Raw genomic sequence first — 15496 nt, forward strand, 5'->3', positions numbered from 1 at the left:
CAACGGATTATGCGTTGCATTGAACGCTGTCTAATGTGAGAAATTCCAAGTCTTTTTTTCTCAGAATTAGGCTGACTCTGCGAGTCTCAATTTGTATCGGATCACCAAAAGGCGCTAAGCGGATAACATGAAAAGAAGAACCGGGTAACATACCTAATGACAGCAATTTTTGTCGGTAAGCCGGGCTGATCTTCGGCGAAAAACCAATGATCTTGTAACTATGGTCTGGAAGAAGTTGCATATGACCTTCCGGGATATGTGATAAGTAAGATATACCCGTTATCTTTCAAGTTGCCTCTTTGTTGGCTGCACTCACTCACCCCGGTCACATAGTTCGCTATGCTCCCGGGGATTCGCTCCCTTGCCGTCGCGATGCATCTTGAAATCCGTAGGGTATAATATCGAAAATGAGTCATACTCATTATTATGAAGTATGATTTGCATCCAATTCATAATAATTGCAAATGAGAATAATAACCAACATTAATTTCAATGTTAATCCTATTTTCATTTTTGGTGTTAATTTAATCACTTAGTCACTCAGAGTTGATATGAATCTGTGAGTTTGGATTCTTTCTGGCAGGAACTATGAGACGTGCACTGCCGAAGCAGTGCATCTGTTTACAGTGATAGGAATCTTAACGTTTTTTTCCAAATGCAGCAGCTAGTGCATCACTCATCGCACTGTTTCCGGCTGAGGTAGAAGAACCGGAAGTATTACGGTTCCTGTTATTTTGTTCAGGGCGGCGGTCAGTTTGTGGATTGTTATTGTTACTGCGGCGTGAGTGGGTTTCTCCCGGTTGCTCATCAAGACGCATGGTCAGAGCAATGCGCTTGCGGTTCAGATCAACTTCCAACACTTTTACTTTAACGATATCACCCGCTTTTACTACGGTGTGAGGATCTTCTACAAAGCGATTGGACAGCGAAGAGATATGAACTAAACCATCTTGATGAACGCCGATATCGACAAATGCGCCAAAGTTAGTCACGTTAGTGACCGCACCTTCCAGCACCATTCCCGGATGCAGATCATTCATGGTTTCTACACCTTCCGCGAAAGTCGCGGTTTTAAACTCTGGGCGTGGATCTCGGCCAGGTTTTTCCAGCTCTTTCAAAATATCGGTAACGGTTGGAACACCAAATTGCTCGGTGGTGAAGTCCTGAGGTTGTAATCCACGTAATGAAATAGGGTTACCCATCAATTCTTGGAGTTTCTGCTCAGTGGCCGCCAGAATTTTTTCCACTACCGGATAAGCTTCTGGATGAACGGTTGATGCATCCAGCGGGTTATCACCGTGATTAATCCGTAAGAATCCGGCACATTGTTCAAAAGCCTTTGGCCCAAGACGATTGACTTTCAGTAATTGTGCACGGTTATTGAAACGGCCATTCTCATCACGCCAGTTGATGATATTCTGGGCAATCATACGGGTCAACCCGGCAACTCTGGTTAGCAGTGGAACAGAAGCGGTATTGAGATCTACGCCGACGGCGTTTACGCAATCCTCAACGACTGCATCCAATTTTTTGGCAAGCTGACTCTGACTGACGTCATGTTGATACTGACCGACACCGATGGATTTCGGATCGATTTTCACCAATTCGGCCAGTGGATCTTGCAAGCGACGGGCGATAGAGACTGCTCCACGGAGTGAAACGTCCAGATCAGGAAATTCTTGTGCCGCCAGCTCAGAGGCAGAATAAACAGATGCTCCTGCCTCACTGACAATCACTTTTTGGGCTTTTATCTCTGGGAACTGTGTTTGCACATCCGCGAAGAAACGTTCTGTTTCACGGGAAGCCGTTCCGTTACCGATGGCGACCAGTTCCACTTGATGTTTGAGACACAATGCTGCCACGCTTGCAGCAGCTTTAGCCGTTTGCCCGGTGTGTGGATAGATGGTGTCTGTGGCAATCAGTTTGCCGGTTGCATCGATAACAGCTACTTTGACACCGGTACGTAGACCGGGATCGAGCCCCATTGTTGCGCGCATACCCGCTGGCGCGGCCATCAATAGATCTTGCAGGTTACGGGCGAATACTTTGATGGCTTCATCTTCCGCTTTCTCTCGCAAGGTACTCATCAATTCAGTTTCAAGATGCAGCAATACCTTAACGCGCCAGGTCCAGTTTACGACGGCTTTACGCCAGTTATCTGCCGGTGCATTATTCAGGCGCAGATGAAGATGCTGCGTAATAATCTGTTCGCAATAGCTCTCTTTTGGTGATTCATCAAACTGGGGATCAGCATTTAGCGAAAGTTGCAGTATGCTCTCATTACGACCACGGAACATAGCTAGTGCGCGGTGAGAAGGGACTTGTGCGATAGGTTCATGATGATCAAAATAGTCGCGGAATTTAGCGCCTTCTTCCTCTTTTCCGGCAACGACTTTAGCGACCAAATGGGCATTCTTCCACAGATAGTCACGTACTTTCGCCAATAACGCGGCATCTTCGGCAAAACGTTCCATTAGGATATAACGTGCACCATCCAGCGCGGCTTTGGTATCCGCTACACCTTTATCGGTATCAACAAAGGTAGTGGCAACCTGCTCTGGTTCTTGCTGTGGATCTTGCCACAAGGAATCCGCTAGTGGTTCAAGACCGGCTTCAATAGCGATTTGTCCACGGGTACGACGCTTCGGTTTATATGGCAGATAAAGATCTTCCAGCTCTGTTTTGCTCTGGGTGCCATTAATGGCTTCGGTCAGTTCTGGGGTTAGCTTACCTTGCTCGTCAATGGATTTAAGAATGGTTTGGCGGCGGTCCGACAGTTCGCGTAGATAACTAAGGCGGGTCTCAAGTTGGCGAAGTTGGGTGTCATCCAGACCGCCGGTGACCTCTTTACGATATCGTGCAATAAAAGGGACAGTATTCCCTTCATCAAGCAGGCTAATCGCAGAAAGTACCTGTTGTGGCTGCGCCTGTAGCTCACTTGCAATAATTTGGCTCAGAGATTCATTCATGTTGCATTTTCTTCTGGTGGATAAGCTTTAAATATTCATAAAGCCTTCTTTATACGTTCTGAGAGAAATAATTTCCAGTTTACGTCTAATCTTATTTTGACGAGTTACGCTATAGCAACCGCGATTGAACTCAAATGTGAAAAGTTGTCGCTGGAACCCTAAGTGGGTTACCGGATTTGCTATGAGCTGTTTCCGAATATCAGAATTAAACTAAAAGGATAGCTAGAATAGGAAAAACTTGAGTTTCATCGCATTATTCCAGAAGCAGGTAACTAATTAATTACAAATCTACTTTTGATTTTCGTTAAAAATGGAGGAATTACTTAAAAAATTTATTTAATGGAATACGAACATGTTTACTTCCAGATTAACAATGTTGCACTTAATTATGTGAATCTACCCATTTTAAATTTTTTAATGGGCTATTTCGTATATTCGATCTCATTCACGTACCACAACACTTTTCCTGTTGGTGTATGAACGATTGCACTGTCTCCAACTTCTTTCTTCAATAAAGCCCGGGCCATTGGAGAATCGATGGATATGTAATCTTTGCGACCAAAAATTTCGTCGTACCCGACAATACGGAAGCGTTTAATCTCACCTTGATCATTTTCGATCTCTACCCATGCACCGAAGAACACTCGTCCATCTTGTTGAGGGGAGTAATCAACACACCGCAATTCTTCTAAGCTTTTGGTTAGATATCGGACTCTGCGATCAATCTCCCGTAGCCTCTTCTTGTTATATTGATAATCTGCGTTTTCACTCCGGTCACCGAGGCTTGCTGCCCAAGTCACTTTTTTAGTCACTTCTGGGCGCTCTTCACGCCAGAGATAATCCAGTTCTTCCTTTAATTTGTTGTAGCCTTCACGGGTTATCAGTTTAGTTTTCATTTTATCTTGATGTAGATACCGTAGTTAATCTCATATAAGTGTATACCCGTTATCTTTCAAGTTGCCTCTTTGTTGGCTGCACTCGCTCACCCCGGTCACATAGTTTGCTATGCTCCCGGGGATTCGCTCCCTTGCCGTCGCGATGCAACTTGAAATCCATAGGGTATATAAAACAGCCCATTTTGGTCGATGTCAAATTAAGACTCGGTTTTTAGTCATTATCGGTAACAAGATTGCTTTACCTGTCTGCTCATTATGATATTTGGCTCTAATATTTATAACGTTCATCATATAATTTATGGTTCTGTGTACTGAATAGTATGTATGCTGTGAATCTTGCTGGTGATGAAACAGGCTGTTAAGGTTTAAGTGAAGAAAAAACAAGCGAAATTGTTTACTATAGTCAGGAAAGGTGACGAAAATTCGACCGTCGCGTGATTTCTTGTTCAAACGTTGGTGAGCTGAACATTATCGATCCAGATCCTCGTTAGTAAGGGAAAACCGTGGCGGAGGTAAGCAGATAATATGCAGCAAAGGGCATTTTTCGTTTAGTCTGCCTGATGAATTTAATCCCGCTAATAAATAGATTTCTATCGATTTGCCGGTCACCAGGGTGCTAATTGATGGATTGGTGGATGGCAAAATAACGGTAGAAATTCGATAGTTGACAGTGAATTACTGCGTTCTCATTGTCAGTAATAAACCACTAAATTAATCATTCGAATTAATAACCGTGGAAATAAGTCCTATTAGGAATAGTCTCAAAATACAGATATCTGGTTTCTATCTTTGGGTTAATCTCTTTCAAAATGATAAATTTATCAAAGCATGTAGTGTTTTTTGGAGTTTGATAATGCAAGTAGATAACAAGATCCTTGTGGTGGATGATGACATGCGTTTACGAACGTTATTAGAGCGTTATCTGACAGAACAAGGTTTTCAGGTACGTAGTGCTGCTAATGCGGAGCAGATGGACCGCTTACTGACACGGGAATCTGTTAGCTTAATCGTATTGGATTTAATGTTACCAGGAGAGGATGGGCTTTCTGTTTGCCAAAGGCTGAGAAACCAAAGTAATCCGGTACCGATTATTATGGTGACCGCGAGGGGAGAAGAGGTAGATCGTATTGTTGGGCTGGAAATTGGTGCTGATGATTATATTCCGAAGCCATTTAATCCCCGTGAGCTATTAGCGCGTATCCGGGCGGTATTACGTCGTCAGGCGAATAAGTTATTGGGCCTACCGGCTGAGGATGATGCGATTATTAATTTTGGTAAGTTTAGCCTCAATTTGAGTACGCGGGAAATGTTTCAGGGAGATGAACATATTCAATTAACCAGTGGAGAATTTGCTGTATTGAAAGTACTGGTTTCTTATCCTGGCGTGCCACTGTCCCGTAATAAGTTGATGAATTTAGCGCGTGGCCGGGAATATAGCACGATGAAGCGATCGATTGATGTCTTGGTTTCACGTCTGCGCCGTGTGATTGAAGAAGATCCTACACATCCTCGCTATATCCAGACTATCTGGGGTCTGGGCTATGTCTTTGTGCCAGACGGAATTCGTGTATGAGATTATTGCGATTCTCCCCTCGCAGCACGTTTACCCATACTTTATTCCTGATTATGGCTATGCTGTTTATCAGTCTGGTAACCAGCTACTTGGTTGTTGTGAATTTCGTTATTATGCCAAGTTTGCAGCAGTTCAATAAGGTATTAGCGTATGAAGTTCGTACCCTAATGGCTGAAAAATTGAAGTTAGAGGATGGCTCTTTTCTGGTGATATCGCCGGTAGTTCGCCGGGAGATTTATCAGGAATTGGGTATTACGCTCTATTCTGAATCTGATGCGGAGATACAAGGTTTATGTTGGGCCAGACGTTATGATTTCCTGAGTGAGAAGATGGGCGAGTACCTTGGTGGCAAGGCTGATCTTCGTCTGGAAATAAACACAGATAGCCCTATACTTTGGCTTAATTCTTATTTGGCCCCCGATATTTGGGTCAGGGTTCCTTTGACTGAGATCGAACAAAATCAATTCTCTCCTATTTTCCGCTATACACTGGCAATTCTATTACTGGTATTCGGTTGTATCTGGCTTTATATCCGTTTTCAGAACCGGCCTTTACTGGAAATGGAGTATGCCGCCAGGCAAACAGGTAAAGGTATTATGATGCCGGCGGTGCGGGAAGCGGGCTCTCTGGAAGTTCGTGCAGCCATTCGCGCATTTAACCAAATGTCCGCCGGGATAAAACTATTGGAAAGTGACCGCACGATATTAATTGCCGGCGTAAGCCATGATTTGCGTACGCCGCTGACACGTATTCGACTGGCAACAGAAATGATGAGCAAGGAAGATACTTATCTGTCTGAATCTATCAATAAAGATATTGAAGAGTGTAACGCCATTATTGAGCAATTCATTGACTATCTCCGTACCGGGCAGGAAATGCCAATGGAGTTTTGTGAACTGAATTCTATTCTCAAAGAGGTTATTTCCGCCGAGAATGGCTATGAACAGGATATTGAAAACCATCTGTCTCTTCACCCAATAACCGTTAACGCCAATCCGATTTCTATTAAACGGGCATTGGCTAATCTGTTGGTTAATGCCAATCGTTATGGTAACGGCTGGATTAAAGTGAGTAGTGGTCAGACAAATAAATTTGCTTGGTTTCAGGTAGAAGATAATGGAGCCGGCATCAAACAGGAAGATTTGCCACGGTTATTTCAGCCATTTGTTCGTGGCGAAAGAGCGCGCAGCAGCAGTGGAACAGGGTTAGGTCTGGCGATTGTTCAGCGAATTATTGATGCTCATGATGGGAAAATTGAAATGGGCACCAGCCTCAGAGGGGGATTATCTATCCGTGTCTGTATTCCTGTTGTGGAAGATAATTTTTAACGGCTTGATAATCATCTCCTATATTTGATTTTTATGGTGTGTGGAGATGACAGTTTTATGTCAATTACAGGTTAAGTGCCGATTGCGCTATCATAAAAATGTCATAATTAAGACATTTTGCTGTAATTAAATTGACCTATTTTCCTCTTGCACCTTTTTTGATTTGACGAATATACCCTATGGATTTCAAGATGCATCGCGACGGCAAGGGAGCGAGTCCCCGGGAGCATAGCGAACTATGTGACCGGGGTGAGCGAGTGCAGCCAACAAAGAGGCCACTTGAAGGATAACGGGTATACATTTCTTTGTTGATTCTCAATATCCCATTAGGAGGGATTATGAAACTGATGCGTACCACCGTAACCGGCATAATGGCAGCGGCGTTTTCTTTGACAACCCTGCCTGTATTTGCTGCCACTAGTTTAACCGGGGCAGGTGCGACATTTCCCGCACCGGTGTATGCCAAGTGGGCGGATTCTTATCAAAAAGAGACAGGTAATAAAGTCAATTATCAAGGCATCGGTTCTTCCGGTGGCGTAAAACAAATTCTGGCAAATACCGTTGATTTCGGGGCTTCCGATGCCCCTTTATCTGATGAAAAGTTAGCTGCTGATGGTTTGTTTCAATTCCCGACCGTCATCGGTGGGGTGGTACTGGCGGTTAATATCCCGGGGATTAAATCTGGTGAATTGACATTGGATGGTAAAACTTTAGGCGATATTTACTTAGGTAAAGTGAAAAAGTGGAATGATCCAGCAATTACTCAATTGAATCCGGGAGTCAAACTGCCGGAACAAGATATTGCTGTGATACGTCGTGCTGACGGTTCCGGTACTTCCTTTGTATTTACTCGCTACCTCTCTAAAGTGAATAAAGCGTGGCAAGAAAAAGTTGGCGTGGGTTCCACCGTAAGCTGGCCTATTGGTTTGGGTGGTAAAGGTAATGATGGGATTGCCGCATTTGTTCAACGTCTGACGGGTTCCATTGGTTATGTTGAATATGCTTACGCTAAACAGAATCATCTGGCTTATACCAAATTGGTATCTGCTAATGGCAACATTGTTAGCCCGACAGAAGAGAGTTTCAGTGCCGCAGCGAAGAAAGCAGAATGGCATAAAACGTTTGCTCAGGATTTGACAAACCAGCAAGGTGAAAATGTGTGGCCGATGACTTCCACTACATTTGTTCTGGTTCATCAACAGCAAAAAGATGCAGTGAAAGGGGCAGAAATATTGAAATTCTTTGACTGGGCTTATGAGAAAGGCAGTAAACAGGCAAACGATCTGGATTATGCAACTCTGCCTAAAGAGGTGATTGAGCAAGTTCGTGCGGCTTGGAAAACCCAGATAAAAGATAGCAATGGCAAGGCCCTGTATTAAGTCGTGTTGATAGTGACTGTTTTAAATATCGATTGTTTTAAATATCGATTGCTTTAAATATCGATTAAATTTGTCGTTTTAATTTCTTCCCCGTTTAAGGGGGGAGTTAACCCCGAATGAGAATAAGCTCTATGGCCGAACAAAAAACGGCAATGAAAGCACCCAGTAAAAATGGCGATATTATTTTCAGCGCACTGGTTAGGCTAGCTGCGCTGATAACTTTATTTTTGTTAGGAGGCATCATTATCTCGCTGATTATTGCCTCCTGGCCTAGTATTCAGCAGTTCGGCATCTCTTTCCTCTGGCAGAAAACGTGGGATGCCCCGGCAGAGCAATTTGGGGCCTTGATACCGATTTACGGTACATTGGTTACTTCGCTAATTGCGCTGATTATCGCAGTGCCTGTTAGTTTTGGGATTGCTTTGTTTCTAACAGAACTGGCACCTAACTGGCTGAAACGTCCGCTCGGTATCGCCATTGAGTTACTGGCCGCTATCCCAAGTATTGTGTATGGCATGTGGGGGTTGTTTGTTTTTGCGCCGCTATTTGCCACCTATTTCCAGCAGCCCGCCGGCAATCTCCTCGCCAGTATGCCGATTGTGGGCGAATTGTTCTCCGGCCCTGCCTTTGGTATCGGTATTCTGGCGGCGGGTGTTATTCTCGCTATCATGATTATCCCTTATATCACTTCGGTGATGCGTGACGTTTTCGAACAAACACCGGTGATGATGAAAGAATCGGCTTATGGTATCGGTTGTACCACTTGGGAGGTTATCTGGCATATCGTGTTGCCTTACACCCGAAATGGCGTGATTGGTGGTGTCATGTTGGGCCTTGGTCGTGCGTTGGGGGAAACGATGGCGGTGACTTTTATCATCGGTAACACCTACCAGCTCGATAGTTTCTCACTGTTTATGCCGGGTAACAGCATCACTTCTGCGCTAGCGAACGAATTCGCGGAAGCAGAATCTGGCTTGCATACCGCAGCATTGATGGAGCTTGGTCTGATTCTATTTGTGATCACCTTTATTGTGCTGGCGTTATCAAAATTGATGATTATGCGCTTGGCGAAGAATGAGGGGCGCTGATATGGCAACGATAGACAGACAAAAGCCTATTGATGCTAATGTACGTAGCTGTAAACAGGCATGGCGCCGTCAAAAAAATCGCATCGCTCTGCTGTTATCAATGGCGACCATGTTGTTTGGTCTGTTTTGGTTGGTGTGGATTCTGTTTTCTACCGTCACCAAAGGTTTCGACGGCATGTCACTGGCGTTGTTCACCGAAATGACACCGCCACCGAATACGGAAGGTGGTGGTTTGGCAAATGCCATTGTGGGCAGTGGATTACTGATCCTGTGGGCGACAGTTATCGGTACGCCTCTGGGGATCATGGCGGGTATCTATTTGGCGGAATATGGCCGCCGGTCATGGCTGGCAGAGGTGATCCGCTTTATAAACGATATCTTGCTGTCAGCCCCTTCTATTGTTGTCGGTTTATTTGTTTACATGGTCGTTGTGACAAAAATGCAGCATTTTTCCGGTTGGGCGGGGGTGATTGCTTTGGCGTTGTTACAGGTGCCGATTGTGATCAGGACCACAGAAAACATGTTAAAACTGGTTCCTGATAGCCTGCGCGAAGCCGCTTATGCCTTAGGTACACCGAAATGGAAGATGATTTCAGCCATCACGCTGAAAGCATCGGTATCCGGCATTATCACCGGTGTGCTGCTGGCGATTGCTCGAATTGCTGGGGAAACAGCGCCATTGCTGTTCACCTCTCTTTCCAATCAGTTCTGGAGTACTGACCTGAGCCAGCCAATTGCTAACTTACCGGTCACCATCTTTAAATTTGCTATGAGTCCATTCTCCGAATGGCAGCAACTGGCGTGGGCCGGCGTATTATTGATCACCCTGTGTGTATTGCTGATTAACATTGTGGCGCGTGTGCTGTTTGCCAAGAAAAAGCACTGACCGATATTTTCAACAGAGAGAAGTAAATGAACATAGTTAATGATATCGCTAGCAGCAAAATTCAGGTCCACAATCTGAACTTTTACTATGGCAAATTTCACGCGCTGAAAAACATAACGTTGAATATTGCAAAGAATAAAGTAACTGCTTTTATCGGTCCGTCGGGTTGCGGTAAGTCTACGTTACTACGAACTTTCAACAAAATGTATGAACTGTATGGTGAACAGCGGGCGGAAGGTAAAATTCTGCTGGATGGTAAGAATATCCTGACTGATAAACAGGATGTGGCGCTGCTACGAGCCAACGTTGGCATGGTATTCCAAAAACCAACGCCATTTCCAATGTCTATTTACGACAATATCGCGTTTGGTGTCCGTCTGTTTGAAAAACTCTCCAGAGCAGAAATGGATGAACGTGTTCAGTGGGCTTTGACGAAAGCGGCTTTATGGAGTGAAACCCGGGATAAGCTATATCAGAGCGGATACAGTCTATCTGGTGGGCAACAACAACGTTTGTGTATTGCGCGTGGCATTGCGATCCGGCCAGAAGTTTTGCTATTGGATGAACCTTGCTCAGCCCTTGACCCGATTTCTACCGGTCGAATTGAAGAGTTGATCAGCGAATTGAAATCTGAATATACCGTGGTGATTGTGACTCATAATATGCAGCAGGCTGCGCGTTGTTCAGACCACACTGCGTTTATGTACCTTGGTGAATTAATTGAATTCAGTGATACAGACACATTGTTTACCACACCGAAAATGAAACAAACTGAAGACTATATTACCGGTCGTTATGGTTGATTATGGGGCGTAACATGGACAATCTGAATCTCAACAAACATATTTCTGGTCAGTTTAACGCTGAGCTGGCACATGTCCGTACTGAACTGATGGCAATGGGTGGGCTGGTGGAGGAACAACTCTCTAAAGCCATTACCGCGATGCATAATCAGGATGCTGCATTGGCGCGTGAAGTGATTGAGGATGACCATAAGGTCAATATGATGGAAGTGGCTATTGATGAGGCGTGTGTTCGCATCATAGCTAAGCGTCAGCCAACGGCCAGTGATCTGCGGCTGATTATGTCAATTTCGAAAACAATTGCTGAACTGGAAAGAATTGGTGATGTCGCAAATAAAATTTGCCAGACGGCACTTGAGAAATTCTCACATCAGCATCAACCCCTGTTGGTTAGCTTGGAATCCCTGGGCCGCCATACCATCCAGATGCTGCATGATGTGTTAGATGCCTTTGCCCGCATGGATCTGGAAGAAGCGATTCGTATCTATCACGAAGATAAAAAGGTGGATAAAGAGTATGAAGGTATTGTCCGCCAGTTGATGACTTATATGATGGAAGATCCTCGAACCATCCCCAGTGTACTGACCGTCCTGCTTTGTGCCCGTTCTATCGAACGCATTGGCGATCGTTGTCAAAACATCTGTGAATTCATTTTCTACTATGTTAAAGGGCAGGATTTCCGGCATGTAGGTGGTGATGAACTGGAAAAGCTGTTGACAAAAGATAACGAATAGCTCGCTGACCACTTGGTCAATAGTCTGAATGCTGGTATTTTTACCGGCATTTTTTTTATCTTATAATTGCTGATAGTTATAAATATAGTTATTTATATTATTTCATGCACTATAGTGAAATTGATAGCTTGTGATTAATAAAGAATTAATTGTTGTCAGGAGAGTTTAATGAAATCTCGCGTTGTTATTACGGCGTTATTGGCCGGGTTAACACTGGTTACTGGTGCTGCGAAGGCGGATAAACTGGATGATATTAAAAAAACCGGTGCCGTGCGGATCGCTGTTTTCGACAGTAATCCTCCGTTTGGTTTTATTGACCCGCAAACCAAAAAACTGGCAGGTTATGATGTAGATATCGCAAACGCGATTGCCAATGACTTGGGTGTTAAATTGGAACTGCGCCCGACTAACCCAGCAAACCGTTTACCTCTGTTGGCATCAAAGAAAGTTGACTTGATTGCTGCCAACTTTACCGTCACTCATGAGCGTGCTAAACAAGTTGATTTTTCAATCCCTTACTTTGCTACTGGGCAAAAATTTATTGCCCGTAAAGGTATTTTAAAATCGCCCGAAGACATTAAAAACTTACGTATTGGTGCTGATAAAGGCACAGTACAGGAAATTACGCTGCGCGAGCATTACCCGACAGCCAAAGTGATCTCTTATGACGACACACCTCTGGCCTTTGCTGCGCTACGTAACGGCAATGTGCAAGCCATCACGCAGGATGATGCTAAGTTAGTCGGTCTGTTGGCTAATGTACCGGAAGCCCAAAAAGCTGAATTTGAGATCTCTCCTTTTAGCATCACCCGTGAATATCAGGCAGTCGCTGCGGCGAAAGGACAAGAGCGCTTGGTTGAGGCGGTGAACCAAACTTTGCTGAAATTGGAAAAAGAGGGTGAAGCAGCGGAAATTTATAACCGTTGGTTTGGCCCGGAAACCAAATCGGCTCAACCGAGAGGTGACTTTAAGTTTGCGCCTTTGGAGCAGCAAACTCAGTCTTAATGAGTAGTAAGTTATTGATAATTTTAGCCTCGCCTTTTGTTGCGGGGCTTTGTCATTGGTAATACCTGGTAATAGTAAGATATGTTTGAATTATTTGTTACAGAACAGTTACTTGCTCCCCAATATTTGGGATGGCTTTGGCAAGGTTTCCTGATTACATTGTGGATATCCGCTTGTACCGTTATCGCTTCCACCTTGCTAGGGTTTGTACTGGCTGCTGCTCGTGACAGCCAATTGAAAATTCTCCGTTGGCTGGTAACCGCTTACACCACGCTATTTCGCAATACGCCTTTGCTGGTGCAACTGTTTTTCTGGTATTTCGCCTCAGGGCAGATACTGCCGCAAGAGGTGATGTTTTGGCTGAATACACCCCATGAAATCAATCTGTTAGGTCTATCATTGGCCTGGCCTTCATTCGAATTTTTGGCTGGATTTATTGGTTTGACTCTCTATTCAGCGCCATTCGTGGCGGAAGAGCTACGCGCCGGTATTCAGGGTATAGGGCGCGGGCAAAAATATGCAGCTCATGCACTGGGACTCACTGGCTGGCAAGCAATGCGTTATGTGGTATTGCCACAAGCGTTGAAAATCGCAACGCCGCCATTGCTAGGGCAATATATGAATATTGTGAAAAACTCGTCACTGACAATGGCAATTGGCGTGGCTGAGTTGTCATATGCTTCCCGTCAAGTAGAAACCGAAACATTAAAAACGTTTGAAGCATTCGGTGTTGCAACGGTGTTGTATATCGCCACCATTGCCGTCATGGAAGGTTGGGGACAATGGCGTCAACAACAAGCTATAACGAGAGGACATTAGAATGGATTTTTCGGTCATTGCAGAAAACTGGCGCTATCTACTGTTAGGTACATTTCCTGATGGTCCTCTTGAAGGGGCGGCGTTGACATTGGTTATTAGCCTGATAGCCGGGACGATTTCTATTGTATTGGGTACAGTTGCCGGTATTGCTTTGGCAATGCTGAAAGGATTTTGGGTTAACCTGTTAGCTGCGGTATTGGGCTTTTTCCGTGCAATTCCAGTCATTATGCTGATTTTCTGGACTTACTTCCTGTTGCCGGTGATGCTGGGTATGGAAATTCCAGAAATTACCACGGTGGTTTGCGCTCTGGCGTTGATCACATCGGCTTATTTGGCTCATGGGGTAAAAGCGGGGATTATTGCGATTGGAGCCGGTCAGTGGCAAGCAGGGCTATCATTAGGTTTTAACCGTTGGCAGGTACTTTGGTACATTGTATTGCCACAAGCGTTGCGTATGATGGTGCCTTCCTTTATTAATCAGTGGATTGCGCTGATAAAAGATACCTCTCTGGCTTATATTGTTGGCGTGGCGGAATTATCATTTCTGGCAACTCAGGTTAATAACCGCAGCATGGTTTACCCGACAGAAGTCTTTTTATTTGTCGCGTTAATTTATTTCGTGATGTGTTTGGCATTGGAATTGACAGCAAACTATCTTGTTCGCCGATTTACTCTACAGCGTAGGAAAATATCGTTTTTCCGTTTCTGGCGGAAAGAAAAATTAGTTTTGGCTCCCCAATATTAGTTTTTCTCTTTACTTAATTATCTTTATCTAAGGCATAATCTCCCTATTTTAACGATAGGGGGATTTTTAATTTTAATTAGCAACTTTATGAGAATAAGGAAAGAATATTAAAATAACAGAATAAATAATCTTTTTAGATAATATGATGGTAATTAGCCTTTAAAATAAGTAAAATATTACGATAACTCTGATCTTTCTTCTGACTTGATATACTTATATTCTCTGTCTTTTGTTCTCCGTTCTCCGTTCTCCGTTCTCCGTTCTCTGTCTGTTATACGAAAGATCGAAAATTTCGCAATTTTTTGGAACAGATAACTCATGAATATGTCGATTCCCGGCCCTGAAAACACTCAGGGCTTGCTTGAATGTGTGTTTAATCAACCGACTGAGAAAGATCCTAGCATTCAATGCTAGGATCATTCTGATTTAAGGGAGTTGAACAAGTAAGGATTTTACTTGCTCTGTATCTTCTGGATGTAATTGAAGATATTTCTCACAGGCTAGTTTTACATATTTGAAACAGGTTGCTTCGCTTACAATTATTGTTGGTGCTTGTTCTGGTGGATAGCCCCATGTAAACTCAACCCCTTCAAAATGTTCTTCTTCAAAAAAACTATTCATATCTGGAAAATTACAGTAGGCACCATCTGTAGAAAAACCATGTCTTTTTATAATATTTTCTATAACATCATAAAAATAATTTTTCCCCTTTTGGTACATCACATCAAAATAACCTTTCAGAATCCACTCAGGATTACTTTCATCATATGGTTGACCAAATAATTTTTGCTTCATTGTTATTTTCTTGTTACTAGTAAATATTTCAGTTAATGGGCATTGTGACATTTTTTGAATTACAGAATGAACTGTACCAGCAGGTAATAATGTCTCCTTTATTGTATTCCCATCATCAACACTTCAAATTAGGCAATCATTTTGGCTTGTTTTCATAAAGTAAATATAATAGCCATTATCCCCCATTGCAGTACAGGTCATATCAAACAAGCCATCAATAAGATCTTCTCCTTCTCCTGTAAAATAACTTTCTGCATTTCTGTATAAGGTAATAGGATCAAAGGGAATATCATTACATGCCAACTCATCTATTTTCATATTTGAGTAAAAGTCAATTGTTGTTCTTAATTCGAAAACATCAACAATGTCAAATTGAAGAGAAAATAAAAATGGATCACCATAAATCATTTTAGTTTCACTCCTAGATTTTTCTGAATATCACTTGGCACCTGTTTGCTTGTTAAGGCATTGTTAAT

General features: G+C 43.5%; 15 protein-coding genes. 10 read left to right on the forward strand and 5 right to left on the reverse strand.

All coding sequences use genetic code 11. From position 1 onward, the window contains the following. Positions 1-7: 7 nt before the first annotated feature. The 3 genes from feoA to greB form a co-directional block, all read right to left on the reverse strand. On the reverse strand, positions 8-241 hold the full coding sequence (gene feoA, locus PluTT01m_RS01075) for a ferrous iron transporter A (protein WP_011144609.1): 234 nt from the start codon (positions 239-241) through the stop codon (positions 8-10). A gap of 397 nt (positions 242-638) precedes the next feature. Beyond that, the gene (locus PluTT01m_RS01080; RefSeq protein ID WP_011144610.1) at positions 639-2969 is read right to left on the reverse strand and encodes a Tex family protein; all 2331 of its coding nucleotides are present in this window, start codon (positions 2967-2969) and stop codon (positions 639-641) included. A gap of 422 nt (positions 2970-3391) precedes the next feature. Next, the gene (gene greB, locus PluTT01m_RS01085; protein ID WP_011144611.1) at positions 3392-3865 is read right to left on the reverse strand and encodes a transcription elongation factor GreB; all 474 of its coding nucleotides are present in this window, start codon (positions 3863-3865) and stop codon (positions 3392-3394) included. Positions 3866-4718: 853 nt separating this feature from the next. Here greB and ompR point away from each other — a divergent pair. The 10 genes from ompR to PluTT01m_RS01135 all read left to right on the forward strand — a co-directional run bounded on the left by ompR (position 4719) and on the right by PluTT01m_RS01135 (position 14225). Beyond that, positions 4719-5438: an osmolarity response regulator transcription factor OmpR gene (gene ompR / locus PluTT01m_RS01090; protein ID WP_011144612.1), complete on the forward strand. Its 720-nt coding sequence runs from the start codon at positions 4719-4721 to the stop codon at positions 5436-5438. Continuing rightward, a complete protein-coding gene (envZ, locus tag PluTT01m_RS01095; protein ID WP_011144613.1) occupies positions 5435-6766 on the forward strand; it encodes a two-component system sensor histidine kinase EnvZ in 1332 nt (443 codons plus the stop codon). The genes ompR and envZ overlap by 4 nt, the downstream gene beginning before the upstream one ends. A 338-nt stretch (positions 6767-7104) precedes the next feature. Further along, entirely contained in the window at positions 7105-8145 is a 1041-nt protein-coding gene (gene pstS, locus PluTT01m_RS01100) for a phosphate ABC transporter substrate-binding protein PstS (protein ID WP_011144614.1), read from the forward strand. A gap of 131 nt (positions 8146-8276) precedes the next feature. After that, positions 8277-9233 carry a phosphate ABC transporter permease PstC gene (gene pstC, locus PluTT01m_RS01105; RefSeq protein ID WP_041379861.1) on the forward strand — a complete coding sequence of 319 codons (957 nt, stop codon included), beginning with the start codon at positions 8277-8279 and terminating at the stop codon, positions 9231-9233. A 1-nt stretch (position 9234) separates the two neighbouring features. Further along, positions 9235-10119 carry a phosphate ABC transporter permease PstA gene (pstA, locus tag PluTT01m_RS01110; protein WP_011144616.1) on the forward strand — a complete coding sequence of 295 codons (885 nt, stop codon included), beginning with the start codon at positions 9235-9237 and terminating at the stop codon, positions 10117-10119. A 26-nt stretch (positions 10120-10145) separates the two neighbouring features. Next, positions 10146-10922 carry a phosphate ABC transporter ATP-binding protein PstB gene (pstB, locus tag PluTT01m_RS01115; protein ID WP_011144617.1) on the forward strand — a complete coding sequence of 259 codons (777 nt, stop codon included), beginning with the start codon at positions 10146-10148 and terminating at the stop codon, positions 10920-10922. A 14-nt stretch (positions 10923-10936) separates the two neighbouring features. Further along, positions 10937-11656 (forward strand): phosphate signaling complex protein PhoU, encoded by a 720-nt coding sequence (gene phoU, locus PluTT01m_RS01120; RefSeq protein ID WP_011144618.1) that lies wholly within the window; start codon positions 10937-10939, stop codon positions 11654-11656. Positions 11657-11824: 168 nt separating this feature from the next. Next, entirely contained in the window at positions 11825-12661 is an 837-nt protein-coding gene (locus PluTT01m_RS01125) for an ABC transporter substrate-binding protein (RefSeq protein ID WP_011144619.1), read from the forward strand. A gap of 81 nt (positions 12662-12742) precedes the next feature. Continuing rightward, positions 12743-13480 (forward strand): amino acid ABC transporter permease, encoded by a 738-nt coding sequence (locus PluTT01m_RS01130; protein WP_011144620.1) that lies wholly within the window; start codon positions 12743-12745, stop codon positions 13478-13480. A gap of 1 nt (position 13481) precedes the next feature. Further along, on the forward strand, positions 13482-14225 hold the full coding sequence (locus PluTT01m_RS01135) for an amino acid ABC transporter permease (RefSeq protein WP_011144621.1): 744 nt from the start codon (positions 13482-13484) through the stop codon (positions 14223-14225). A 426-nt stretch (positions 14226-14651) separates the two neighbouring features. Here the strand turns inward: PluTT01m_RS01135 and cdiI are convergent, their stop codons facing one another. Both cdiI and PluTT01m_RS01145 read right to left on the reverse strand, forming a co-directional pair. Beyond that, positions 14652-15020 (reverse strand): ribonuclease toxin immunity protein CdiI, encoded by a 369-nt coding sequence (gene cdiI / locus PluTT01m_RS01140; RefSeq protein ID WP_011144622.1) that lies wholly within the window; start codon positions 15018-15020, stop codon positions 14652-14654. 123 nt (positions 15021-15143) lie between these two features. Continuing rightward, a complete protein-coding gene (locus PluTT01m_RS01145; protein WP_011144623.1) occupies positions 15144-15428 on the reverse strand; it encodes an Imm42 family immunity protein in 285 nt (94 codons plus the stop codon). Positions 15429-15496 lie beyond the last annotated feature (68 nt).

The sequence above is a fragment of the Photorhabdus laumondii subsp. laumondii genome, assembly GCF_003343245.1.
Lineage (GTDB): Bacteria > Pseudomonadota > Gammaproteobacteria > Enterobacterales > Enterobacteriaceae > Photorhabdus > Photorhabdus laumondii.